The sequence below is a fragment of the Marinilabilia salmonicolor JCM 21150 genome, assembly GCF_000259075.1.
GTDB lineage: Bacteria > Bacteroidota > Bacteroidia > Bacteroidales > Marinilabiliaceae > Marinilabilia > Marinilabilia salmonicolor.
The window spans coordinates 48,563-73,929 of sequence record NZ_AJKI01000022.1; the positions used below are offsets into that span (position 1 = coordinate 48,563).

Here is a 25,367-nt window from a genome sequence, read left to right on the forward strand (position 1 = left end):
TTCTAAGCCTCCTCCTGTTGCAGTGATTTTTGCCTGATGATTTCCAGCAATTCAAGCTGTCCCTCCACATTGTTTTCCATGTAAGCCATCACATGAATAAGGTGGTCAATGGCTGTTTCGGGCCAGGTGGAAAGTACCTGGGATATCTCCCGTATGGTATTGGCTTTGGGTGTGGAATCAATTGGAGGGGCTTCCGTTTTTGACATGGATTGACCTGCAACGGGGACTGCCACATTCATATCTTCATCAATACCTAAAAGCCCTTTCAGCATGGGACTTTTGGTGGCCAGCTGCATGGCAATATTTGTGATAGCGCCTATTCCGACATCTTTAATCAGTCGGTTGGGTTTGTATTGCTCGTTTTCCTCTTTCAGCTCTTCGTTGGCCGTTTCAAGGCTATCCAGGGAATGACGGGTTTGACGCAGCTCATCATCCATCTCCCGGTTTTCGGTTGAAAGCTTTTCCAGCTTTTCTTCCAGCAATGTAATGTGGTTTTTGAGCTCCAGTTCGGTAAACTTGCGGTCATAGTTGAGACGGTCGATCATCATATCTTTGGTGTGACGTTCCCGCTCAAAAGCCAGCAAAGCTCCCAGACCGTTTTTGACTCCCTCGAATCCTTCAATACCGCTCAATCCTTCGAATACATTGTCGATGGCATAAGGTGCCACCAACGGTTGCATCATTGGCATATTTACAGCAGTGACCCCGGGCCCGGGTTCTTCGTTTATACGGATCCGCAGGGGATAATTGCTCAGTGCATTGCCTTTAATGCCGGTAAATTCCTCTATAATAATCACATCAGGAGTGAAATTATTCATCATCTTGTTGATGCATTCGCGAAACACAGTTCCGCCTTTCATCCTTTTGGTAATGAACTTATGCGCAATCCCGGGATTGGAGTCATTCTCGTAACTAACCAGAAAGGCATAAGGACTCTTGGCCTCGTCCCAATAGTCGTATTTCTTGGCGATGGCTTCAATTTCTTTTAGGTATTTCTTTTCCATGTCGTTAATGAGTTATTCGTGATCGTGATAAATGGGCTGGACTTTTAAAAATTCCAGTTTGTAAGGGCGAAACGTGAGGTAATTCTCCAGAGTGATTTCCATGTAATCGCGAAAAGCGGCATATTTTGACAACTCCAGATTTCCGTACTCGATGGCTGAAGTGGTAAAGGTGTAATCACTACTGCGGATGCGCAGACGTGCCACCTGGTCAATGTCATTCAGATTCTTTCCGGTCAGGAAGAAGAAAGCATTCCCGATGTCATGAATCTCTTTCGGGGAGTTGATCATGAGCACCAGGGGCACTGTGACATGCCTCTTGATATTTTCCAGTTCATAAACCTTTTCCCTGATTCTTTCCTGTAGAATTACATCCATGTTGTCAGTCGGTTAAATGGTTTCGTAGAAAAAGTAAGCCTTCACATGAAAGGGATTGACTGCCCGTCCGTTGTTTTTAAAAACCAGGCGGACAAAAGAGTTGACCTGTTCCTTTTGTGAAAGCCGCAACAGATCGTAATGCACACTTTTGGAATTCATATTCAGGTCGATGGGTATATCACGTATAGCGATGTCACGTCCACTGTTGAACAATACACTCAGTTCCCCCACATTGGATTTGTCCCAGTTGATGTTTTGCCGGTAACTACCCGATTTTATCCAGGTTATGTGATTGAAAAAGTGGTTCAGCGCAATGCGGGCCGTTTCATAAGCATCAAAACTGTAGGTGTTATAGGTCTGCGGCACATAGCCAAACCACGATGAGTCGGGATAACCGTAAAGGTTCCCAAACCAGGTATAGGCATTTACTTCCCTCGATCCTTCCCGGCCTCCGGAAGTAATCGTTACATAAACGGTGGCTGCTTCATAAGTTTCCCTGGCAAAATTGGATGGCTCTTCAAAGAATGTGTTTCGGTAGTTGGGAGTGGTTGCTCCGGTTTTGAGCGTCATCTCCTTTGCAAAATTCTGGTACCAGGCTTTTAAATCCTCAGGGTTCCAGGCTTTTTGCTGTGCCACAAACTTCAGAGGTTCCTGTGTGCCGTAGATATAGCTTCCGTCCACCAGCTTTTGTTTGTTTACTCCCAGCTGTACATACCAGCGTTGTCTGAGTCCGATGGCAAAGAATCCTGCATTTACCCGGTCTTTCAGCGTGACCAGTTTGCCATTCAGATAATCAGCGGTAAAAATGCTTTTCTTCTCGGAATCCTGCTCCCTGTCAATAAGAGCGGTGATGTATTCTGATACCAGCGAGTTAATGAAATGATCACGAGCTGATTCTGTCAATTCCTGATCACCTGCACCATTCTCAAGTACACTTCGCCCCATAAAAGCCGGGAGTCCCTGATTGTCATTCAGGAAAGCGGTTGCCGTATAAGTGGGTTGCAAATGGTCATAACCCCAGGAGACGGTAACGCCTTTTTCGCGGTCATAAGCATTCACAAGCATTCCGGTAACCTCGCGTGTATTCAGAGGTAGCTGGATGTCTGCCATAAAATCCTCATTGGGAAAAGCCTGGTGGGTATGTATGAGCACTTTCTTTGCCATGCAGGGAAATGAAAAAATTAATAATCAATGGCCCTCAAATAGACACTTACTGTGTATGGATAAACAGCTCCGGGAGCAGCTCCGTCTTTATAGTTCAGCTTGATCTTGCTGTTGCGGGCGCGTACATCAAACTCGTAAGGCATATCGTTGATACTTACACCCACCGTGCGGTTGATCAACACCGCCTCAAAGCCTTCGGGGATAATCTCGGTGTCATCAATACTCAGATCGATCATGGAACCCACCAGAGCGTTTTGCTGATCCACATTGATGAAAGCTCCGGTAATCCGGTCGTGCTCCTGCTTGGTGTTGGTATTCAGTAATTGTGATTGTCCGGCCTCGGTTATCTGAAGCCTTAAAACCTGATATTTTTGTTTGCCTCTGAGCTGCTGCGGTTGCCCTTTCTTTCTTACCGAGCCTAAATCTTCATTTTCCATGGCAGAGAGTTTTTTAGTTTTTTTGTTGGTAAGAAAAGACGGCTTTTGCTGCCGCCTTTTCCTGAAAAAAATCCAGAACAGGATTAGAAACATAAAGCCCGTTCCTCTTACTTTTTGTGCACTTTACACCCTACGAGAGTAAACTTCACAGCTTCAAGCGCTGCTCCTGCTTTGGTCATGGTCAACCTGGGTTTTATCTCCATCTGGGGCTTGATCCATTTGGGGTGATCCAGTTTGAAAATGTGACGCTTGCCACCATCGGTGCTTTCGTTGTTGAAAATCTCACAGGAGATATTTTCAGGCAACAGACTTTCTGCACCCACTTTTAATTCAAACTCGCCATTTTTGATTTTGGCCGGCAAATCATCCACAAAATCACTGTCGGTAGCTGCCCCGCCATCCGGGAATGTACCGAAGTCAAGACATACGGCAGTAACCAGGAAATGCTCATTCAAATCGAGCTTGGCTCCGTTAAGGTTGCTGCGACCGGTTGCTTTATCATCACTACTGGTCAGCAGGTCAATGACACTTTTGCCTTCGATTGCTTTTATTCCGTAGATGTTGGCATCTACCACCTGAAGAGCCCTGTTGGCCAGACCTTTTACAATTTCCGGGGGTAATTCATTCTTCTTCATCTCAAAGAACCCCTTGGAGGTAATGTCGGTGCGAAAAGCGGCTGCCGTCATTACACTGTTTTTACCCCTGTTTTGTCCGGCATTGTGGGCCTGACGAACAAAAGGCTTAACAGCTCTTTGTGAAATTCTCCTTGCGGCGGGACGACGAACCTGGGCGGGAACCCCGATTTCACCCAAAACACCTTCGATTTCCTCTTCCATAGAAGAGCTTGCATACTCTAAACCTTCAATCATGGCATTAATTAATTAGTGATTAAAACTGTTTTATCGGAAAGAAAGCAGCTTGTCAGTTATTATGCTGTTATTGCCAGGTCATCGTCTTCATCAATAGCTGAGATGGAGCCGTCTCCGTCAAGTCCGGCAGTGATTTCATTACCGGTAACCGCTGATAAATCGCCAATATCCCCGGCACCCTGAATTTCCGTTGAAACTTCCTCAACAATCTCTTCCTGATCATCGTCAGGGCCCATAACGGGAATTTGATATTCAGGCAGTGCCTGGTAAGAAGGTGGAACATCTCCCAGGCCCGGGCCTGCAAGCATCTTCTGGCCTGTTATCTTTTGCACACCATCCACCACGCCATAGGCGGCAATTCCCAAACCTACGCGTTTAATCAACGGATGCTTTACCATCTGATGGGTTACCAAACCAATACCGGCGGTTACCACCGGGCGAATAAACTGTTTCAGATCTGTGCCGTCAATCCCCATCATACCACTCACGGTATTGGTGCCCTGATCAACAAAGCCGGCCACGGATTTTCCCAGGATAAGTCCGGTTCCTACGGCGGCTGCAAATTTTAAATCGTCAATCATCTTATCACCCGACACCCGGGAGGAAGTTCTGCGGGAAGTTCTGCTAACGTACCTCCGGCGTCTTCGTGTTGTTGTTTTTCTTTTTGCCATTTTGTGAAATTTTAAAGGGGTTTTTCTCTTTACCGAAGAGTTACTTTTTTAACTCCTCTTCGGGTTTTTCTGCGTACTGCCGTTTTTCTTTTAGCAGGTTTTCTTTTCTTTTTTGTTCTGTTGGGTGCCGGAGGGCCTGCCAGGGCTTTAGGGCGGCTGGTTGAACGGGGCAGGGCTGCCGGTTTTTTCTTTGGTTTGAACATTACATAGGCTGCTGTCCCCACAAGAAGAAGACCTCCGCCAATAAGTAACTTCTTCTTATGCCTGGCCAAAAAACCGGGCTGTTGAACGGGTGCTGGTGTTGACATAGTTGATATGGTTTGCATTGGATTTGCATAAGATTGAACAGGGGCCCTGGCTGCTACGCGGGGTGCAATAACCGGTGCCTTTGGTCTGGCATAAGTTTGTGCCTGCACAACCGGTCTGGAAACAACCGGTCTGGATACCTTAGGCCTGCGTGAGGCAACAGCACTTTGAATAAGCCGGGTGGCTGGTACAATGGTTTTCCCACCTGAAGAACTGCTTCGTGACTTATTTACCAAAGAAGATGTGAGTTTCCCTGCTGCAGGTGCCAGAGCCATAGTTAACGGATTGGAGGCAACCACAGCTGTTAAAATCGGGGCAACCAGAGGTATTGCAATTTTTTTGACGGTATTAAATCCTTTCTTTGCCACCTTGAAAACACCTTTCCCTACTTTTTTGGCAAGTCGACCGATTTTCTTAAAGAATCCTCCCTCCAAACCGCCATCGAGGCCCTGAATGGTTAATTTAAAAACACCGCTGTTCTCCAGAAGCTCTTCATATTTCTCCAACCGCTCCAATACCTGATCACGCATGGGAGTATGCCAGTATTTAATGGCATCATTGAGCATGTTGAGCAGACTGGCCGGATCATTGGTAAAGTTTTTTACCAAATCGGGGTTGGTCTGAATTGCATCGCGGGTTTTGACCAGGTAATTGTAAGTTTTCTTCAACACATCATCATCAGAAACATCACCGAGGCCATCCAGCCCTTCAAGGAACGTCCTTCCCGTGATAACATCTTCAAGATCTGCATTGTCAATGCCGTGAAGCATTTCGATGGGCATTCCTGCCAATCCTTCTACCGAATAAAGTGAAGCCATATTAAAATCGTCTTTTTGTTCTGAGTAAGGCTTCTCAAAATTGAAGCTGTCCAGAACCGGGTCAATAATAATTTCAGGGTTGTTGTCTGTCGCGGGAATGCACACGTAGATATGCTGGTAATAGTCACGTCCGTAATACTTGGTTATGCGAAACTTGAAAGGGATCTGCAGGCAGTGAAGAATAGACCCGCAGAATATTGAATAACAGTCACAGTCAATGCCGGCACTGTCAATGCCCATCTGTTTGTGACGCACCTGACCATCATGCCAGCTGCGGGCAGGAGTCCTAAGCTCCTCCACGCCGGGTCGGTCACGGCGGTATTGCAGGTAATTGTAAGCAAATTCAAAGATGTTGGCCGCCGTTTCCTGTACGGTACGTCCTTTCAGAACCTGTGCTATTTGTGCCGCTTCCTGATGGTGGTCACGAACAATCCGGATGGCCAGATCAACCACTTCTTCCACCTCACCATTGCTGGTAAGCCGTTTGTTTTTATTATCCGGTTTGGTAAAATACTTATTGAATCTGGAACCATCTTTCACTTTCCGGGGGCCTGCCGACAAAGCCAGTCCTGTTCCTTCAAGTGATTTGGTGGCAGTCATGGTGGTCCCGTTGATTTTAACGGTAATGAAAAATGTAAGATGATCGGCCAGGAGCTGTTTTAGTTGCTCTGAATTATGGAGTATGTCCTGCGTTACACCATTACTGTTCAGGGAGTGAACAGGCATCTCAATCCTGATGCTCTTTTCTCCGGCTGTATTTGGTCTGATTACCGTTGTTGAACCATCCGGCGTTGAATAACCGATGGGCTGACCTTTGTAAAAAGCTTTTACCGAAGGAATTTGAAGGTTTACCGTGTTTTCCGAATGGTTGTAGATCCTGATTCCGACCGAGAGGATTACTCTGTATCCGGCAATATCAAGCACATTGGAGGGAACAACAAGGTTGTGAATTTTGAAAGAGGAAATAACGAAAGAAACCCGGTCACTGATGTCCATCAGCGACCAGAGTTTCTTTACTGCAATGCCGGTTCCGACGGCAAATAACCCAAACAAAACTGCTTTCTTCCGATTCATAAAACGAAATTAGCAGCATGGAGATTCCCCTTTCGGGGTTGCTCAGGTATTCAGGGTGTTTCTGTTGTTTTTTACCGGTTACCCGGGAATTATCTGTCTTTCTGCATAGTAACAGGGATTGGCTGTTGCTGAGCGGTGTTGACCCTAGTTACGGTGTTCAAAAAGCTTATTGGTAATCTTCTCCTTGAGAGAAACAATGGCATCATCAAGCAGCTCAAAGCCCAGATCCACAATTTTGCGCGACATTTCTTCCGGCAAAAAATCAGGAAGCCGGAAAGGGGAGTTCCCGGACAGTTCTTTTAATCGCTGGTGCATGGCCGATTGAATATTAATAAACTCATCTGCATTACCTCCCTTGTCGGGATGGTATTCAAAAGCCAGGCGGCGGTATTCCACTTTCAGCTCTTCGAGGGTGTGACAGTGGTCGAACATGAGAAATACTTTTTAGTTTCGGGACTATCAATGTCGGGCAATCCAAAGTGATCAATGACTATTTGCGCCTGCTTTGGAGTCAGGGTTTTGTGCGTAGGCACATAGCCGGCTGCCCTGAGTTTCTCCATGACTTCCCGGCTTTCTTTCAGCATCCTGGAGAATGCCTCCACCGGGCGCGAATAAACCCCTTCGCGCATGTACATCCGGGCGAAGAGGGACTTGGGGACACACCCCTTGATTTTTACTTCCATAAGATTGTTTTAGAGATTAATTAATGGGGGACTTTTCGTTTTGAGGCCCTTGTTTTTCAATGGTTCTCCGTGGATAATGGTCATTCCAGGAATCGGTAAAGGGAATCATTCGGTCAATCTCCACTCTTGTCCGGTTGTCGAAGATGATGACTTTCTGAATTTCCGACTCATTGAAGCTGCGCATGACGTAGCGTTTCAACTTCATGGCACCGTACTGAAGTGAATAGTGATCCCATTTGGTAACAGAGGCCCTGTTCGTAGAAGTTCCATTGCGGAACACAATCCAGGCATAGGACAAGGCCGTATCCGGATCAAAGAATTTTCCCATGATGTTAAAGTTTTAAGCGTTGACAATAACGAAAGGTTGTTTGGTGTTTCTCAGCTGTTTAATCTCGTCCAGCATCGACAGGAAACGTTCATCGCTTTTCTCTTTGGCCGGGGTAGTTCCCATCGGACAACTGGAAACACGCTGAATAAACTCTGTCTCCATGTAAGGGATGGAGCGTCTTACCGAATTTAGCTGACGGGTGTAATTCTCGATTGAGGGATTTTGCAGGTAGTCTTCCACGCACTGAAGCAGCTTTTTCCTATCTGACTTCTGCTTTGCCTTGCGATCCTGCCATTCCTTTTTCCGGGTAACCCATTTGAAAGTGCCGACAAGTCCGTTGGAGTTGTCTTTATGGAAAAACACGGAAGGAGAGACAAACCACCTGCCGGTCAGGTAATACTCCTTTTTGCGCAGATAACCGGAAGCCATGACCAGACGGTTTCGAAGGTTCTCAATTTGCAGTTCAAGGGCTCTGGGCGATGTGTCGTGACAGAAGTAGTTGGCAGCCAGGTATTCAATGGTTTGTTTCTCTTCCGGGCGGTGGACCTTGCGTCCGTTCCACAGCTGACCGCCATAAAGGGTTTTCAGATGGTCAGGCAGCAGTTGATTATCCTGGTGCGGGTCTGCATTCCACAAAAGCCAGACAGCGTATTTGTAGAGGTATTCCGCCGCCAGCAGCGACCTTTTCCGGGCATTCGACCCGCTCTGATTAACATAATCGCGCCCGCCCCCTGGCTTGTCGAAATTTTGCACCGCAGCCCGCTCCGGAAAACCGGCATACAGGGCAGGATCGGCAGACAGAACCACTTCCGGTGTCTCTAAAAGTGTCTTTTTATCCGTCTTTGAATCAGGCATTTCATTGCCCGTGTCGAGGCCGGATTCATTTGAGTTATCAACACTCTGAGAATTAACCGGAATTATTTTTTTATTTTTTCTGAAAGAAACAGATACTTTAGATGGTTTGCATTTTGCTTTATCTTTGAGGTAAACGGCTGAATTTCCGCCTTTTAAAAATCTAGAGGTCGGATGGTAATCAGGATCCTCCGCATCCCAGAGTAAAATGAGCTCGGGATTTACGTACAGATCATAGTTGGCCTGTACACCATGGGTGATTTTACTCTTTATGGCTCCACATTCTTTCAGCCGTTCCAAACGTCTGTAAATGGTAGAGGCTGCCCTGGGGGTACTTCGGCTCAGACGATAGGCCAGATCTTTATTGTTGGTGTTAATCCGAACGGGATTACCAATGGTAACTGCCAGGGGAGATAGTTCCGTGCTTTCGAAAAGAGATAGCTTCAGCTCAAACTGACTGACGGCTTCAAAGTAAAGTTGTTGGAGCAGGGAACGGTGAGCTTCGGTGAGTTTTTGCTTCCTGTTTTCAGGGAAATTCCGATTGTGTTCATCAATTTCCCGGTTAGAATGGAATATGAAATTATCCAGAATTTGCTGGTGAATCTGAAAACTTTCCCTTTTTATATAGGGCCTGGCTATTGATATTCTAGCCAAAGGTTTGTACTTTTGGAGCGAATTCATTTTAGTATGTTTAAAGTGAATAGACCTCCACAGGGGTGCCACCTTGTGGTTGTCATTTTGTGAAATTGAGTGTTATCGCCAATAATGCTCAAATAAGGGGACTCCAAAAAAGTCCCCTTTCTCTATTTAATGCCCTCTGTAAGGGCGTCTTCCGGTTGTTTTTGATTCTGCAAGAAATTCATCCAGGGCTTCACGTGTAATAATGTATTTTCTGCCTGAACGTTGAGCTTTGATTTCACCGCGTCGAAGGATCTGAACTAAAGTATTGCGGTGGACTCCGATGATTTTTGCAGCCTGTTCCGTATCAAAAATTTCTTTATCCGATATGGATACAATATGACCGCTCAATGAGGCAAGTTCGGTTCTGAGAAGTCTGATTTCGGACATCAGTACTTCAAAAGGATTTTGAAGTGTTTGGGTTTCCATATAATTATGTTTAAAGTTAAGTAGTGCAGGGGTTTTATGTGTGCCAAAGCCTGCATACCATTTTGTGAAATTGGTTATTAAATTTTTGTTTTTAAGTTTTATTATTTTCAATATTTACTCCGGTTTTCAGCCTGCCCCGATTAAATGCTGTGTTTTTAGCAACCTTCAACCATCTGGTAACCTTTGAGTTTAACAGGTTTTTTACGTGAAGATATGTTAAACACAAACATAGAATAAAAGTGGATTCAATTCTAAATTTTAATAAAATATTTTTCACTTTCATGTAAATATTTTCAAAATGTCAGTAAAAGAGAGACTTAAAACATTTATCAGATACCGGGGCGTTGGTGAACGACAATTTTGCCGAACCATAGGTGTATCTGAATCGTTTGTTAGTGCCATGCGCAAATCGCTGCAACCTGATAAGATAACCAGCATTCTCCACCAATACCCGGAACTAAACATTAACTGGCTTCTTACCGGTGAGGGCACCATGGTACAAAAATCTCATGCCAGGCTAAAAGAGGCCAAAACCACCATCCACGTTCTCAATAATCTTATTGATTCCCGGGAAGAGCGTATTCATATTCTGGAAGAAGAGAATACTGCTCTTAAAAGTGAGATTGACTCCCTGCACAAACAACTCATCCTTTACAAAGAACGTCATGACTCCGGTAATTCTTCCGGAAAGGCTGAGTCATCCTGACCTTTCCCGAGCTTTCCAGTACCTTTCGCGACCTTTTCGGCACCTTTCTTCTGCAGAAGTGCTGTAATCGGGACCTATTAGTTCCATTTCACATTCTGCAACTGCTTTTTTAGTCGCAGTTCACTCTGATGGATGTAAATCATGCTGGTTTTTATGTCACTGTGTCCCATGAGCTGCATGATCATATATGGATTGGCGGTTATATCAGCCAGCAAAGTGCCAAAAGTATGCCTGGCCACATGAAAACTTATTGCTCTTCTGGTTTTGGCCATTACAGCAATAGCCTTCAAATGTCGGTTAACCACCTGGTTGGGAATGGGCCTTATGAGTCTTTTAAATCCATTTCTGCTCTCCAGTAGTTTTTTAAGATATTTTTCTGCTTTCCCTGCAAAAAGAAGATAAAGAGGTAATACCACATCAATACTTTTGGCATATTCTACTTTTTTTTGTCTGATGCGGATGGTATAGCCTTCTTCTGTCTTTTCAAGGTTATCTTCTTTTAGAGCCATTACATCAGAATATCTCAGTCCGGTATAAGCTGATAAAAGAAAAAGATCTCTTACATAAGAAATTTGGTCAAACCCAACCTCCGGAAATTCAATTTCCTCAATTCGCTGAACTTCTTCAATAGTTAGATTCTCTCTTGTACCGGGTATCTTCTTTGTAGAAAAGTTAATGTAAGGATTATCCTCTACCCTAATGTACTTGCGTTTGATAGCAACATTAATGAATCTAAGCAGGTTTTTATGGTGTTTATGAATAGTGTTTTGCTTTAATTTTTTTGACCTCAATAATTTATCAAAGGCAACAACCTTATCATAATTAAAATCGGAAAACTCACAACCATCTCCCCCACAAAACTCCTTAAACATATTAATGGTATAATTCCATTCTTTCCGGGTGCCGGGTGCCGCATGTACTTCTTCTTCATATTCTTTTTCAAGAAAGGTAATCAAATCAAAAGGCGCATTATTATTTTTCAGAAAATCTTCAAGAGAAGACTTGGAAAAAACCCTTCCACTGTTTATCAGAGAATACTCAAACCTCTGAAGGCGGTTGACTAAATCATCAAGGTATTGATTGAATGCGATAAAATTGGGATGAGACGATTTGACTCTGTTTCTGTATCTGCCACTTGTTCCCCACTGATCTGCTTCTAAAAAAACTTTAGTGGAAACATATTTCCTTTCAGTGCGGCTAAAATACACTTCTAATTCAACAGGTGCTTTATCATCCTTCTCCAGTTGTTTCTTTCTTCGATTGAAAACATACTTAAATTTTGCTTGTTGGGTCATACGTTTTTCAAAAAATGTGATACATCAGGAAAAATATCCTGGTTAACTGTGTCACAAATGTATCACAAAAACGAATTGAAGATGTTTTTTTAAAACACAACAAGAATATCTCAAAACGCACAAAAGCCGCATAAACATTGACGTCTATGCGGCTTTTGTATTTTCTGTTAATCGTAAAAATTTTGTCTGGTCGGGGTACCAGGATTCGAACCTGGGACCTCGTCGTCCCGAACGACGCGCGCTACCGGGCTGCGCTACACCCCGAAAACAAGGAATATCTCCCGTTTGCGATTGCAAAAATATATTTTTTTTACGAAATAACTTTACATTGTTAAGATAATTTTGGAAATTTGCGCGAAATAAAAGCTTAACCCCATATGCTTAAATATTTTACAAAAACATTGGTAGAAAGATTCCTGACTGAGGAAGATGATTATACGGATCATTTTTTTTGCCTAATTGTCTGCCTGACCTTTTTGTTCTCGGCCGTCAGTACGCTTTTTAATCTTTTAATTGGCTTACCCGGAATGGTTGCGTTATGGAGTGCTGTGGTCAGTTTATTTCTCCTGATTGTTTTTTTTCTCTATCGTTATCCCGGTAAAAAATACCGCTCTTTTGCAAAGGGGCTTTTTTATACTTCTGCTGTAATTACCCTCAACGGAATGTGGATTTTTAATGGAGGTTCACAGAGTCCCTCTCCAATTATTTTTTTAGCGTTTATGGCTCTTATCGTATTTCTGGAGCCAAAACCTGGGGTCGGTATTATTTCACTGCTTCTTGGGCTGAATGTGGTAGCATTACTCTTGCTGGAGCTTTTCTTTCCCGACATTGTATTAATGTATCAATCCGCACAACAACGGACCATGGATTTTGTAGTGGTTATTTCCTTCCTGTTTTTGGCAGTTGTGCCCACCCTCACCTATTCCCGCAAGATTATTATTCAACAGAAAGAACAGGCAGAAAAAGACAATCAGCAAAAATCAGCCTATCTGGCCAATATGAGCCATGAAATCCGTACCCCCATGAATGCCATCGTGGGTTTTGCTGAATTACTTAAAAGTCCTGACCTGACAAAAAATGAACAACATGATTACATTGACATCATCCGGCAAAACAGCGACTTATTGCTCAATATGCTGAACAATATTCTGGATTTATCAAAACTGGAAGCCAAATTGGTAGAGATAAATACATCAGAATTCAGCATCTCCTCTTTATTTAGCCAGATTTACAATGCCCACATCACACAAATCCGGAAAACCAGACTTTTTTTCGAGAAAGATATTCCGGATGAAATCAAAAACATTGTTATCAAAAGTGACCGAACACTTTTGTTTCAGGTATTTTCAAACCTCATAACCAATGCCATAAAAGTCACCCGGCAAGGGGAAATACGTTATGGAGTAAGATTAAAGAACCAAAAAGTACATTTTTTTGTTTTTGATACAGGTCCGGGAATCCCCAGACAGCAGCAGGAGAAAATATTTGAACGTTTCAGTCAGCTCAACAATGGCTCAGATGTAAGCTTCAATGCAGATGGTGTTGGACTTGGCCTTTCTATTTGCAAGGCCATTCTCAACCTTTTAGACGGACAGATCAAACTCCATTCCGAGGTTAATAAAGGATCAACCTTCATTTTTTCTTTCTCGACCGATATTCTTACAAGTCAGGAAGGTGAAAAAGAATCCGGACAATCTGCCAATATTCCTATAATAGAAAAGGAACAAGCATTCTCATAATCTTCTAACCTTGCATCGCCAGAACCAAACAAGTAAAAGAAAGCCAATTAATAATTAGCTGGATAAGTTGATTGCTCCGCAATTACTTCTTTTTGGCCACGAAACGACCGAAAGGAGTTCGGTAACACCTTAAAAAGTCAATTATGATGTTGTCAGTTCTTGCAAGCAAGCAAGAGAGCTAAGGGGCACAAATTACACGAATTTATGCCTTCAGGCGAGTATTGAATTGCAACACTCTTTTAAGAACTGCTTGCAGTTCTATTAATTCGTAAAATTCGGGTAATTCGTGGACGCCAAACAAAAAATGGCGTAGCCATTTTAGAAATATTTTGCAAAAAAACATGAATATCAGGAGCAAAACACTAATAGGCTACTCCTTTAGCGTTTTATTTTCCAGATTAGTAGTTTTATCCACAATTGTGGAAACAGTTGCATCTCCTGTGACATTTACAACGGTGCGCATCATATCCAGAATTCGGTCAACCGGCAGAATAATACCAATCCATGCCGGATTAAGGCCTACCGAGCTCAAAACAACCATCAGCATTACCACTCCTGCACTGGGAATTGCAGCAGCTCCGATACTGGCAAGAGTAGCGGTAAGTACAACGGTGAGTTGCTGACCTATGCTCAAGTCCACCAGATGCATTTGCGCCAAAAAAACCACTGCCACTGCCTGATAAAGGCTGGTTCCATCCATATTCACGGTAGCCCCGATGGGCAGGACAAAACTGGAAATCCGCTTATCCACTTTCAGATTCTCTTCAACACACTCAAGTGTAACCGGTAGTGTGGCAGCACTGCTACTAGTAGTAAACGCAAGCATTTGTGCAGGACTGATGCCTCGAAGAAAATCCATAAAAGATATTCCTTTAACAAAAAAGGCCATGAATGCCGGATAGATAACAAAGGCCATTATAACCAGTCCCAGAACAACAACCAGTGAGTACCAGGTAAGGCCTTTGAATAGTTCCAGAACATGTCCCGGATTGCCTCCGGCCATCTGGTTCACCATCCCTGCCATGAGGGCAAAGACAAAAAATGGTGCTGCAGCCATTATGAGCTCTACCATTTTAAGAAAAACCTCAGCTATCGAATCAATCAATCGTTTCAGCGGTGCCGCTTTTTCTGAAGGGACAAACAAAAGGGCCACACCAAAAAATATTCCGAAGAAAATCACCTGAAGCATATTTCGGTTGTCGGACAAACTTAAAAACAAATTGCCCGGCACCATATCTTCCAAAAACACCAACGGCCCATTTTTTTCTGCCTTTTGTGCCGTTTCCAAACGAATCCGGACCTCATCTGTCTCTTCAAATCCCCTTTTTTGTGCGACCTGATTCAGAACCTGATGATAAGTGCTGTCACGGGAAAACCACCGACCGTCTTTGGGAGTCAGCCCCTGCTCCTGAAGCCAAAGCTCATACCCCATTCTGTTTTCCAGGCGAACTTCCTTTTCAATGGTTTTTCCTGGAGCCAGTACATTTACCAATACAAGTCCCACTGTAACCGAAAGAATGGTTGTTGACAGGTAAAACAACAATGTTTTTCCGCCAAGTCGCCCCAGATCACGCGGATGACCAAGACTTACAATACCGCCAATAATAGAAAAAAGAACCAAAGGAACGGCAATAAGCTTCAACAAATCAATAAAAATCCGGCCCCAGGGAGCAATCCAGTTTTCGGTGAATGTTCCCCACCCCAGCCAACTGGATGCAAGTGCCCAAATGATTCCCAGCACAAGTCCGATAATGATTTTCCAATGAAGAGGAAGCTTTTTCATTTTTCAATTAGCAATAAACAATGAGCAATTAGCAATGATCAATGATCAATAAACAATTAGCAATGATCAATTAGCAATTAGCAATGATTAATTAGCAATGATCAATAATCTACTGATAAGTTTTATTCATCAGCCAGGCATCCACAATGACCATCGCAGCCATTGCTTCCACGATGGGCACAGCACGTGGCACCACACAGGGATCATGTCGTCCGCGTGCTTTCATCACCACCTCATTGCCCGACTTATCCACCGTATTTTGATCTTTCAATATTGTTGCCACCGGTTTAAATGCCACCCGAAAAAGAATCTCCTCTCCATTGGAAATACCGCCCTGTACACCACCAGATCGATTGGTGCGGGTTTTTACCTTCCCGGCTTCCGTGTAAAACTCATCATTATGCTGAGATCCTCTCATTGAAGAGGCCTTAAAACCCAAACCGTACTCAAACCCTTTAACAGCATTTATGGAAAGCATTGCCTGACCAAGAACAGCATGCAACTTCTCAAATACAGGATCACCAAGACCTGCAGGAGCATTTCTGATTACGCAGCTGACAACTCCCCCAACAGAATCTTTTTCCTGACGGATTTTGTCGATGTAATCAATCATCCTTTCTGCCATTGTTGTATCCGGACAACGCACAGGTGTTGATTCGATGGCCGATAAATCAGCAGGCACCTCTTCCATTATCAATTCACCCACCTGAGAAACGAAGGCAGTGATATCCACACCTGTTTCCTTCAGCATCAATTTGGCAATGGCACCTGCCACAACTCTTGCAATGGTTTCCCTGGCGGATGAACGCCCACCGCCACGGTGATCACGTATTCCATATTTGGCATCATAGGTATAATCGGCATGCGATGGCCGGTAAAGATCCTTCAGGTTGTCGTAATCGTTTGACTTTTGATCTTTGTTCCAGATGGCAAATGCCAAAGGAGTTCCCGTGGCTTTCCCATCCATTACGCCCGAAAGAAATTCCACACGGTCTTTTTCATCACGGGGAGTGGTAATTTTGGATTGTCCGGGTCGTCTTCTGTCCAGTTCCTGTTGAATAAAGTCCATGTCCAGTTCCAGACCGGGCTTCACACCCTCGAGTATTCCACCAACACCGCGTCCGTGTGATTCTCCAAAAGAGGTCAGTTTAAATATTCTGCCAAAAGTATTACCTGCCATTGTATTATTGTTTTAATATCGTTTTCAAAAAAATGCTTTGTAAAAATAGGTGTTGCAGGCTACATGAGCAAAAAAAAGGTGTTTCATCAATCAATGAAACACCTTTTTCTATAAAATTTTCTTGTTTATTAGCAGCTGCAACCGTCCCCACAGGATCCGGAACTGCATCCGTCGCCACCAACAGCCTCAACAAGCTCGTTTTCAGTAGCATCACGAACCTCAAGCACCTGACCTGCAAAATGCAAGTCATCGCCTGCCAACGGATGGTTAAAATCCATCTTCACGGTATCGTCGGTTACTTCCAGAACGATTCCGTTCAGGCGGTTACCATTGGCATCCTGCATAGGCACCATATTACCAACTTTGAGCAAAGACTCATCAATCTTGCCTTCCACTTCAAAGATATTTTTGGGCAGATCCACAATAGCTTCAGTATTTACCTGACCATAAGCTTCGTCTGCTTTCAACTCAAACTTAAAATTGTCGCCCTGCTTAAGACCTTCGATTTTTTTCTCGAACATCTCAATCATTTTTCCGGCTCCGTAAACGAATTGTAAAGGATTGTTCTCTCCGGTTTCTTCCACTAAATCACCTTCGGCACCATTGAGACGCAATTGATATGAAAGCGATACAAATTTGTTTCTTGCAATTTCCATTCTGTATATTCTTTTGTTCGTTAAACAAGTTGCAAAGTAACACAGTTTTTGACTCTTAATCAAATCTGTGAAGGAAAAAATACAGAAGAAGAAGGCGTAGGACGGTGAGATGGCGAGATGGTTGAAAGAGGATGGGGAGCTAAAGGCTATGAGCAAATCCTTCTTCCCCCCTTTATTGATCATTGTTCATTGATCACTGTTCATTGATCACTGTTCATTGATAATTGTTCATTGAATAAGCTGGTCAAAATCAATTTCTTCCTGGGCTGATTCCACCAAGCGTGTATTTTCACAACGAATGGTTCGTCCGGGAAATTTCTTGATCAACCCGTAATTGTGTGTTGCCATGATAACAGTTTTTGACTCTTCCTTGCAAATATGGTGGAGCAATTCCAGCAAATCATCCGACGTATCCGGATCCAGATTACCGGTAGGCTCATCAGCCAGTATCAGGTCGGGTTTATTGAGCAACGACCGGGCGATACCGATCCGTTGTTGCTCACCTCCCGATAATTGGTGCGGCATTTTGTATCCTTTATGCACCATATCCACCTTCGACAATACATCTCTGATTTGATGATCCATATCGGTCTGGTTCTTCCAACCTGTAGCCTTCAACACAAAATGAAGGTTATCATATACATTCCGGTCCGTCAGTAATTGAAAATCCTGAAACACAATCCCCATCTTTCTTCGAAGATAAGGGAGCTGACGATTTTTCAACATTTTCAGGCTGTAGCCGGCAACAAAACCATAGCCATCAGAAAAAGGGAGATCTCCGTAAAAGGTCTTCAGCAAGCTGGATTTTCCACTCCCGACCCTGCCAATCAGATATACAAATTCTCCAGGTTTGACCTCCAGATTAACATCTCTGAGAATGATGTTCTCTTTTTGACGCACCAAACCATCGGAAATTTCTACAATATTTCCTTTTTTATTGACCACCGGTTGCGTTTCTTTTGCCATGAACTCGTTACATTAATGAATTAATTGCTTTATTAATCAGGTTGCAATCCCGATCGTTAAAGATAAATGAGAAATTACATTTATCAAAAATAACCGTTTTTCCCGACTTTATATACGGACTCTATTTGGTGCCAGCAAGAAAACTTAGTTTTTCTCAGTGCTTGATTCCAAAAGTTCAGGTTGAAGACTTGTCCTATTTGAAAATCAAGGCGTTTACTTTCGTAAATAACTGTTTTCAGAAATTGATCTTTCCGGGCAAGCACTATTTAGTCTCTGTCCATAAACTAAGCGTTTTTCACGTGTTTGAACTAGAAAATTCAAATTCAAGGCGTGTAAAAAATCTAAACCGCAGTCCCGAAGTAGCTTTTGTAAGGTTTTTTGAACAAAAAACCAACAAAAAGCACAATCGGGATGAGGATTTAGATTTTGAGCAACAACGCAGAAGTTGGACTTTATAGACAAACACTATTTAAGAGCTGCCAAAGCTTCTTTAATACGCCGCATAGCCTCTACCAACAATTCATCGCTGGTGGCATATGAAAAACGGATGCAGTTTTCATTACCGAAAGCTGTTCCACTTACCGTTGCCACATAAGCATGCTCAAGAAGATAAAAGCTCAGATCCCCTGCATTTTCAATGGTTTTCCCGTCGAAACTTTTCCCAAAAAACGCACTTACATTGGGGAACAGGTAAAATGCACCAGCCGGATTATTGACTTTAAGACCGGGAATATCATTGGCCAGCTTTACCACCAACTCACGTCTTCTGCGAAAGGCTTCCACCATATCATTGGTATAATCCATAGGTCCATCAATGGCCGCCAGTGCTGCCTTTTGAGAAACCCCTGAGGTCCCGGAAGTATATTGTCCCTGCAAACGTGAGCAAGCAGCAGCAATCCAGGCCGGAGCGGCCATATATCCTATGCGCCATCCGGTCATGGCAAATCCCTTGGAAACACCATTTATAATAATTACCCGGTCCTTAATAGAAGGAAACTCGGCCAATGAATGATGGGGTTCCTCATAATTGATGTATTCATATATCTCATCTGAAATAATAAATACATGAGGATGTTGTTCCAATACGGCAGCCAGCGCCTTTAATTCTGCAAGAGAATAAACACTTCCTGTTGGATTGGAAGGACTGTTTAGCAAAAGCACTTTTGTTTTCGGAGTAATGGCCTCCTCAAGCTGGCGGGGAGTCATTTTAAAGTCCTGATCTATGCCTGCATAAACAAAAACCGATTCCCCTCCGGCTAACTGAGCCATGGCAGGATAGCTCACCCAGTAAGGAGAAGGAATAATTACTTCGTCACCCTCGTTTACCAGCGCATAAATAGCATTGGACAGGGATTGTTTTCCGCCTGTTGATACTACAATTTGTGATGAAGAATATTCCAGGTTATTGTCTCTTTTCAATTTGGCAGCAATGGCATCCCTCAACTCGGGAATTCCCGGAACCGGAGTATAATGAGAGAAATTATCTTCAATAGCCTTGATAGCAGCCTCTTTCACATGCGGAGGTGAAGGGAAATCAGGCTCTCCCAAACTCAGGTTAATGATATCTTTCCCCTGCTCACGCAACTCTCTGCTTCGTTGCGCCATCGCTATAGTTTCTGATTCAGGCAACCGGGCCAGTCTGTCTGATAATTGTTCCATATTATGTATCTTTTTTATATTCGGCAAAGCCGTTAAAGCATATTTTTCATTCTTTATGGTATCAGGTTAAGAATGAATGCACAAAAATAGTCTTTTTTTGCACCTGACAAGGTTAAGGATATTTAAGGTTAGGAATCAATAGTGTCCTAAACATTTTTCCAAAAGGGATTTCATCCATTAAACCCTGAATTACTTTTTTGTCTTGATACAAAAAAGCCCGTCAGTACTTTCAATATATTTATTAAGAACGGAATTGATTAAGAATATTTATACAATCAGAAAATCATTAACTTTGTTCACCGAGATACAAAAGTTGATGAAAAATGAATAATACTGAATTACTTCTGATATTTGCTCCGATCATTCTGATCGTGGTTTTCACACTGGTTTTAGTCAAATGGTTTCTGGATCATGAATCAAAAAAAAGACGGCAGGAATTCCTGATGGCCAACAGGCACCAACTTCTGACACAACGGCTTCAGGCTTTTGAACGCTTCACATTGTTTTTGGAACGCATATCGCCCGAGTCTCTTGTTTTGCGTGAACAACAAAAAAATATGAATGCATTTCAATTACAAAGTCATTTACTTAAAACCATTCGTACCGAATTCAATCACAATCTGGCCATGCAGGTTTATATTCCTCCCCAAACCTGGGAACAAATTAAAAAGGCACGCGAAGAGGTCTCCCGGCTCATTAACACCGCTTCAACCCAGGTTCCCCCCAATGTCCCCTCATTCGAATTGGGACGACGAATTATCGAGGATGCGGGAGCCACTGCCAACCAGGCCGTAAGCAAAGCTTTGGAGAGCATGCGGAAAGATATTGATGAACTCAGCACCAGATAAGTAGTGTCTGTCCATAAAGTACCACTTGCTTCGTTACGCTTACCGCCAAAATACTCATTTACGTAAGTAAACTGCGCTTTTGGCGACTTTGCAAGCCTTGCAATTGGCACTTTCTGATCAGACACATGATTAATTTATAGCCGGGCACAAAATGGTGTCCTCAAGAAAACTTAGGTTTTCCAAATGTGCATACAAGAAGGCAGCAAATGAAAGGCTTGAGATGACTAAAAAAACAGGAGTTTACTTTTAGCAAATGACTGTTTTGAAAATTGTCATTTTCTTGCAAGTACTAAGAAAAAAGGCTGTCTCCGGTGAACGGAAACAGCCCTGGTCTTAAAAGGAAAAGAAAAGAAGCTTTTCATTATTCCTCAACAACATGTGAGGTTATCCCTCTCTGTCATCTTTCAGTTTAATGGCAATAGCTTCTCCGAGTTTACGGCACTCGTCATATTTTTGTTTCTTTAATGCATGTTTTTCTTCCACAGGGGAACCAATAATTTCCCATTTAAGGTCTTCACCAAACTCCTTCAACCTTTTTGCGGCAGTTCCGGCCCAGGTAAAGGATCCCAAAACCCCCAGATAATGATCTTTCACTGCCATATGCTTCAGCTTATTCACCAAAGCCTCCATATTGGGATGAAGCTCATTGCTGTATGTGGGACTTGCCAGCACCAACGCCTTATACTTAAAAATATCTGAAATGATATAGGACGAATGTGTTTTGGAAACATCATAAATCCGGATATCCCTGATGCCCTGCTCTGCAATTGCCCTGGCGGTTACCTCTGCCATTTCTTCAGTGTTCCCGTACATAGATGCAAAAGCTACCACAACACCTTCCTGCGTTTTATGACTGCTCCAGTCATCATACATCTTCAATACCTCGGGGATGTGACTACGGATAATGGGTCCGTGAGTGGCTGCAATCATTTTTATATCCAGGGCACTGAGTTTTTCGAGCGCTTTCTGTACCGGACTTCCGTACTTACCCACAATATTGGAGTAGTAACGCCGCATCTCATCATGAAACCATAAAAAATCCATTTCATCATCAAAAACGCCTCCATCCAGAGTTCCAAAACTGCCAAATGCATCGGCCGAGAAAAGAATTTTCTGTGTCTGTTCGTAGGTCACCATCGTTTCGGGCCAGTGAACCATCGGTGCCAGATAAAACTGAAGCTTATGTTTTCCCAGATCCAGTTCATCTCCCTCTTTTACCTCCACCAGATTTTCTGTTATTCCAAAAAAGCCTTCCACCATGGGAAGTGTTTTCTTGTTACCCACGATTTGCATATCGGGATAAAGCTGACGTATGATATTTACCGACCCTGCGTGGTCCGGCTCCATATGATTTATCACCAGGTAATCAACAGGTTTATCACCGATAACAGCATGAATTTTCTTCAGAAACTTCTCCACCTGACCTATCTCAACAGTATCCAGAAGCGCAACCTTATCGTCGTTAATGAGATATGAATTGTATGCCACTCCACGGGGAAGGGGCCACATGTTTTCAAAAAGTTCTGTTCGTCTGTCGTTTACACCAATGTAAAAAATATCCTCGGATAATTGTACTGGCTGATACATAATTAAATACAGTTGATTTATTAAATAAAGTTCTTTACAGTTATTGCTTTCTGATCAACAGCCACACATCTGCATATTTAGGATAATTGCGTCGTATGGCAGCTATATTATTTCTTGCGGGTTGTTCCTCATTATAGGCGGCCACTGACACCCTGAACAATCCGTTTTCATTCTCCAGAATTACCGGCACAAACCCTTCATCAATCAATTCAGTTTTGTAATTACGTGCATTGTCGATATAGCGGAACGAACCAATAATCACATAATAGCGAAAAATGGTCTCGGTGGTCTCCTCCACATCCACTGTTTTTACCTTTTCTTCCCGCACCACAATCGCAGGCTCGGATGCATCTTCAGTTTCCTCTCTCACAACCGGTTGTACATCTTCCCTGACTTCAATACCATCATCCTTCACTCCCTCTGCATAAGGAGAAGAAGCCATTTTGGAGGATCCTTTTCGCATTGAAGCACAGGAGGAAAGCATCAACGCAGCCATTGAAATAAAAAATATCTTTCTCATCAGTATATAATTTATCTAAGTTATTGGTCCGATGGAACTCACATGTAAGGAATTTATACATTCTCTTTTGTGGCATCCCTTGCCATGCTCGTTTCATTCGGTTAAAATTTAAGTATAAATCTAATGGAACCCGTCCCGAGCATTCAGGACTCGTTCCATCGCTCAAAATTCTATTCCCCGGACTTTTCATTTTCTATGCCGGCGACTGCAAGTTCCCTGCAAAACCGGCTTTCAAAGAACGGCATCAAAATTGCAAAAAAAATCATTGGAAACAAACAAAAAGTTCCGTCACCCATTTATTATAAAGTTGTATTTTTACGGCCCTTTTTGTTACCATAGAACACAATTTATCATATTTGAAAACAATGGGTTTAAAACAATCAACCAAACGAAATAAGAAAAACGGACGAAAACTAATCATATTTTTTGTCGTTGTTTCTATTGTTATAGCTTCTGGGGCATGGCTGGCACTGAGTTTTCAACAGAAAATATTTGCGCCTAACGTTGTACTTGATAGTAAAAAAGCAGAAAGTTTTTATGTCCCTACCAACACCACTTTTGAGGATGTAAGTGGATTGTTAGAGATTTCAGGATTCCTTAAGAACACCGAATCATTTGTATGGCTGGCAAAAATAAAAGAATATCCGGAAAGAGTGAATCCGGGACATTACCTGCTCAGGGACGGTATGAGTAATAATGAATTGGTGAACATGCTCCGGGGCGGATTGCAAACCCCCGTCAAACTGACCTTCAATAATGTGAGAACCAGTGAAGAACTTGCAGGCAAGGTTGCACGAATCATAGAAGCAGACTCTTCATCTCTATTAAAGGCTCTCCGCGACACCAGTTTATTAAACCAATACGGATTTTCCCCGGCAACTGTACCTGCCATGATTATTCCCAATACCTATGAAATTTGGTGGAATACGGATGCAGAAGAATTTATCGCACGCATGCACAGGGAATACAACCAGTTCTGGAACGAATCCAGACTGGAAAAGGCCGATAAATCGGGGATGACACCAACAGAGGTGGCCACTCTTGCCAGTATTGTGGATGAAGAGACGGTAAAAAGTGATGAAAAAGCAACGGTGGCAGGCTTGTACATCAACAGATTGGACAAGGGCATCCGCTTGCAGGCCGATCCCACCATAAAATTTGTTCTTGGGGATTTTACAATAAACAGAGTCTTATCACGCGACCTGGAGATTGATTCTCCTTACAACACCTATATGTACCGGGGACTTCCCCCCGGCCCCATCCGTTTCCCATCTGTATCGGGCATTGAGGCAGTTTTAAATCATGAGGACCATGACTATTTATATATGTGTGCCAAAGATGATTTTTCGGGATATCACAATTTTGCCAAAACGTTGCGTCAGCATAACATCAATGCTGCAAAATACCGGAGAGCGCTGAGTCAAAGAAGAATCTGGCGGTAGTGTAATAAACCTTAAATTGGGGTAGTCACTTGCAATAACAGGTACTTTAGGGAGGTTTGGCGGAAGAAACCGAAGTAATCTAAACAGGTAAAACCAAATTTCTCCAGACAATAATGTTTGGAAAATTAAGGGGCTTTACACTTGTATAAGGCAGGTCAAGACTTTCAAAGAGAAATATCAAAAAATAAGAGAAAACCCACGATCATAAAAAATTGACTTCAGGATATAGCTGTATGCCAAAGGTGGAAAACACATCCTCCTGAATCGCCTTTGCCAGACCGGCAATTTCGCTGCCTGTAGCATGACCGCGATTGATTAACACCAGTGCCTGCTTCTTGTGAACCCCGGCATTTCCAAACTCACGGCCTTTCCAGCCGGCCTTTTCAATCAGCCAGCCGGCCGGCACTTTCACTTTTTCCCCGTTTTGTAGCACATATCCGGGTATTTCCGGCCATTTCTTCTGTAATTGCTGATAAGAGGAGGCCTCTACCACAGGATTTTTAAAGAAGCTTCCGGCATTTCCAAATTCATCGGGTTCCGGTAATTTTTCTTTCCGAATGTCCACAATCGCATTTCTGATGTTCCCAAGAGAAAGGCCCCCAAGACGACTCACCTGTTCTCTAACTGCCCCATAATCGAGCGAAAAAGCAGGCTCTTTAGACAATTTAAGAATCACCCCAGTCACTACTACCTTGTTTTTCAACGGCCCTTTAAAAATACTATACCGATACTCAAAATCACACTCTCCCCGGGATTTCCGAAAGGGCGAACCATCCTCCAGCATCACGCCTTCCACAGACTCCACCACATCGGCAACTTCCACACCATAGGCTCCGATATTCTGAACAGGTGCAGCACCTGCATTTCCCGGAATGTAGGAAAGGTTTTCAATTCCCCCTAACCCGTTCTCTACCGCCCATTGCACACAAGTGTCCCACTCCTCGCCTGCTGCAAAACGAACCAGCACCTTTTTTTCATCCTCTGCGATAATTTCTATTCCCTTCAGTTCGGGGGACAATACAATCCCTTCATAATCTCTGGTAAAAAGAAGATTGCTTCCGCCACCAATTACCAGAATCTGACCTTTCGAATGTCCCTGAGCAAGCCAGGTGCTCAGTTCTTTTGAATTTTCAAATACAAAAAAATCTTTTGCTTTTACATCAAGCCCAAAAGTATTTCGTTTTTTAAGAGAATAATTGGTATAGTGTTGCATTAAATAAGGAGAGTTGTGTTTTACAAAAACAGAACCTGATTCCTGGTTTTTTTACCAGTCAGGTCGAATTATTTTTCTCGCCAAA

General features: G+C 43.1%; 25 protein-coding genes and 1 tRNA gene. 4 read left to right on the forward strand and 22 right to left on the reverse strand.

Annotated elements, in window-relative coordinates; genetic code table 11:
• Positions 1-2 precede the first annotated feature (2 nt).
• From W7W_RS0112180 to W7W_RS0112230, 12 genes are all read right to left on the reverse strand, one after another.
• The gene (locus W7W_RS0112180) at positions 3-1,004 is read right to left on the reverse strand and encodes a hypothetical protein (protein WP_010664022.1); all 1,002 of its coding nucleotides are present in this window, start codon (positions 1,002-1,004) and stop codon (positions 3-5) included.
• Positions 1,005-1,016: 12 nt separating this feature from the next.
• Positions 1,017-1,379 carry a hypothetical protein gene (locus tag W7W_RS0112185; RefSeq protein ID WP_010664023.1) on the reverse strand — a complete coding sequence of 121 codons (363 nt, stop codon included), beginning with the start codon at positions 1,377-1,379 and terminating at the stop codon, positions 1,017-1,019.
• 12 nt (positions 1,380-1,391) lie between these two features.
• Positions 1,392-2,543 (reverse strand): hypothetical protein, encoded by a 1,152-nt coding sequence (locus W7W_RS0112190; protein WP_010664024.1) that lies wholly within the window; start codon positions 2,541-2,543, stop codon positions 1,392-1,394.
• 17 nt (positions 2,544-2,560) lie between these two features.
• A complete protein-coding gene (locus W7W_RS0112195; protein WP_148660905.1) occupies positions 2,561-2,980 on the reverse strand; it encodes a hypothetical protein in 420 nt (139 codons plus the stop codon).
• A 107-nt stretch (positions 2,981-3,087) separates the two neighbouring features.
• Positions 3,088-3,849, reverse strand: coding sequence for a hypothetical protein (locus tag W7W_RS0112200; RefSeq protein WP_010664026.1), 762 nt, complete (start codon positions 3,847-3,849; stop codon positions 3,088-3,090).
• A gap of 59 nt (positions 3,850-3,908) precedes the next feature.
• A complete protein-coding gene (locus tag W7W_RS0112205; protein ID WP_010664027.1) occupies positions 3,909-4,520 on the reverse strand; it encodes a hypothetical protein in 612 nt (203 codons plus the stop codon).
• 29 nt (positions 4,521-4,549) lie between these two features.
• Positions 4,550-6,718, reverse strand: a complete 2,169-nt coding sequence (locus W7W_RS0112210; RefSeq protein WP_010664028.1) for a hypothetical protein — start codon at positions 6,716-6,718, stop codon at positions 4,550-4,552.
• Between the two features lie 144 nt (positions 6,719-6,862).
• Positions 6,863-7,150 (reverse strand): hypothetical protein, encoded by a 288-nt coding sequence (locus W7W_RS0112215; RefSeq protein ID WP_010664029.1) that lies wholly within the window; start codon positions 7,148-7,150, stop codon positions 6,863-6,865.
• Positions 7,117-7,401, reverse strand: coding sequence for a DUF4248 domain-containing protein (locus W7W_RS23520; protein ID WP_114437837.1), 285 nt, complete (start codon positions 7,399-7,401; stop codon positions 7,117-7,119). The genes W7W_RS0112215 and W7W_RS23520 overlap by 34 nt, the downstream gene beginning before the upstream one ends.
• A 16-nt stretch (positions 7,402-7,417) precedes the next feature.
• The gene (locus W7W_RS0112220; RefSeq protein WP_010664031.1) at positions 7,418-7,729 is read right to left on the reverse strand and encodes a hypothetical protein; all 312 of its coding nucleotides are present in this window, start codon (positions 7,727-7,729) and stop codon (positions 7,418-7,420) included.
• Between the two features lie 12 nt (positions 7,730-7,741).
• Positions 7,742-9,235, reverse strand: a complete 1,494-nt coding sequence (locus tag W7W_RS0112225; protein WP_148660902.1) for a hypothetical protein — start codon at positions 9,233-9,235, stop codon at positions 7,742-7,744.
• 153 nt (positions 9,236-9,388) lie between these two features.
• Positions 9,389-9,688 (reverse strand): helix-turn-helix domain-containing protein, encoded by a 300-nt coding sequence (locus tag W7W_RS0112230; RefSeq protein ID WP_148660901.1) that lies wholly within the window; start codon positions 9,686-9,688, stop codon positions 9,389-9,391.
• 298 nt (positions 9,689-9,986) lie between these two features.
• Here W7W_RS0112230 and W7W_RS22925 point away from each other — a divergent pair, with 298 nt between their 5' ends.
• On the forward strand, positions 9,987-10,394 hold the full coding sequence (locus tag W7W_RS22925) for a phage repressor (RefSeq protein WP_010664034.1): 408 nt from the start codon (positions 9,987-9,989) through the stop codon (positions 10,392-10,394).
• A gap of 77 nt (positions 10,395-10,471) precedes the next feature.
• On the opposite strand, the gene W7W_RS0112245 is transcribed toward W7W_RS22925, so the two are convergent.
• The gene (locus W7W_RS0112245; protein ID WP_010664035.1) at positions 10,472-11,689 is read right to left on the reverse strand and encodes a site-specific integrase; all 1,218 of its coding nucleotides are present in this window, start codon (positions 11,687-11,689) and stop codon (positions 10,472-10,474) included.
• A gap of 187 nt (positions 11,690-11,876) precedes the next feature.
• Positions 11,877-11,953 (reverse strand) — tRNA-Pro (locus tag W7W_RS0112250).
• A gap of 113 nt (positions 11,954-12,066) precedes the next feature.
• Here W7W_RS0112250 and W7W_RS0112255 point away from each other — a divergent pair.
• Positions 12,067-13,428 carry a sensor histidine kinase gene (locus W7W_RS0112255; RefSeq protein ID WP_010664036.1) on the forward strand — a complete coding sequence of 454 codons (1,362 nt, stop codon included), beginning with the start codon at positions 12,067-12,069 and terminating at the stop codon, positions 13,426-13,428.
• 370 nt (positions 13,429-13,798) lie between these two features.
• On the opposite strand, the gene W7W_RS0112260 is transcribed toward W7W_RS0112255, so the two are convergent.
• The 5 genes from W7W_RS0112260 to W7W_RS0112285 form a co-directional block, all read right to left on the reverse strand.
• On the reverse strand, positions 13,799-15,211 hold the full coding sequence (locus tag W7W_RS0112260; protein WP_010664037.1) for a dicarboxylate/amino acid:cation symporter: 1,413 nt from the start codon (positions 15,209-15,211) through the stop codon (positions 13,799-13,801).
• Positions 15,212-15,320: 109 nt separating this feature from the next.
• On the reverse strand, positions 15,321-16,391 hold the full coding sequence (aroC, locus tag W7W_RS0112265; RefSeq protein ID WP_010664038.1) for a chorismate synthase: 1,071 nt from the start codon (positions 16,389-16,391) through the stop codon (positions 15,321-15,323).
• A gap of 128 nt (positions 16,392-16,519) precedes the next feature.
• Entirely contained in the window at positions 16,520-17,047 is a 528-nt protein-coding gene (locus W7W_RS0112270) for an FKBP-type peptidyl-prolyl cis-trans isomerase (protein WP_010664039.1), read from the reverse strand.
• A gap of 228 nt (positions 17,048-17,275) precedes the next feature.
• Complete coding sequence (locus W7W_RS0112275) at positions 17,276-18,013, reverse strand: cell division ATP-binding protein FtsE (protein ID WP_010664040.1); 738 nt, start codon at positions 18,011-18,013, stop codon at positions 17,276-17,278.
• Between the two features lie 465 nt (positions 18,014-18,478).
• Entirely contained in the window at positions 18,479-19,672 is a 1,194-nt protein-coding gene (locus tag W7W_RS0112285) for a pyridoxal phosphate-dependent aminotransferase (RefSeq protein ID WP_010664042.1), read from the reverse strand.
• Positions 19,673-19,995: 323 nt separating this feature from the next.
• Here W7W_RS0112285 and W7W_RS0112290 point away from each other — a divergent pair, with 323 nt between their 5' ends.
• The gene (locus W7W_RS0112290) at positions 19,996-20,520 is read left to right on the forward strand and encodes a DUF7935 family protein (protein WP_010664043.1); all 525 of its coding nucleotides are present in this window, start codon (positions 19,996-19,998) and stop codon (positions 20,518-20,520) included.
• A 384-nt stretch (positions 20,521-20,904) separates the two neighbouring features.
• Here the strand turns inward: W7W_RS0112290 and W7W_RS0112295 are convergent, their stop codons facing one another.
• Together W7W_RS0112295 and W7W_RS0112300 are read right to left on the reverse strand one after the other, a co-directional pair.
• Entirely contained in the window at positions 20,905-22,107 is a 1,203-nt protein-coding gene (locus tag W7W_RS0112295) for an FprA family A-type flavoprotein (protein ID WP_010664044.1), read from the reverse strand.
• A gap of 40 nt (positions 22,108-22,147) precedes the next feature.
• Positions 22,148-22,627 carry an SPOR domain-containing protein gene (locus W7W_RS0112300; RefSeq protein ID WP_010664045.1) on the reverse strand — a complete coding sequence of 160 codons (480 nt, stop codon included), beginning with the start codon at positions 22,625-22,627 and terminating at the stop codon, positions 22,148-22,150.
• 365 nt (positions 22,628-22,992) lie between these two features.
• Here W7W_RS0112300 and mltG point away from each other — a divergent pair, with 365 nt between their 5' ends.
• Positions 22,993-24,069: an endolytic transglycosylase MltG gene (gene mltG, locus W7W_RS0112310; protein WP_010664046.1), complete on the forward strand. Its 1,077-nt coding sequence runs from the start codon at positions 22,993-22,995 to the stop codon at positions 24,067-24,069.
• Between the two features lie 202 nt (positions 24,070-24,271).
• Here mltG and murB read toward each other — a convergent pair whose 3' ends face one another.
• On the reverse strand, positions 24,272-25,282 hold the full coding sequence (gene murB, locus W7W_RS0112315; RefSeq protein ID WP_010664047.1) for a UDP-N-acetylmuramate dehydrogenase: 1,011 nt from the start codon (positions 25,280-25,282) through the stop codon (positions 24,272-24,274).
• Positions 25,283-25,367 lie beyond the last annotated feature (85 nt).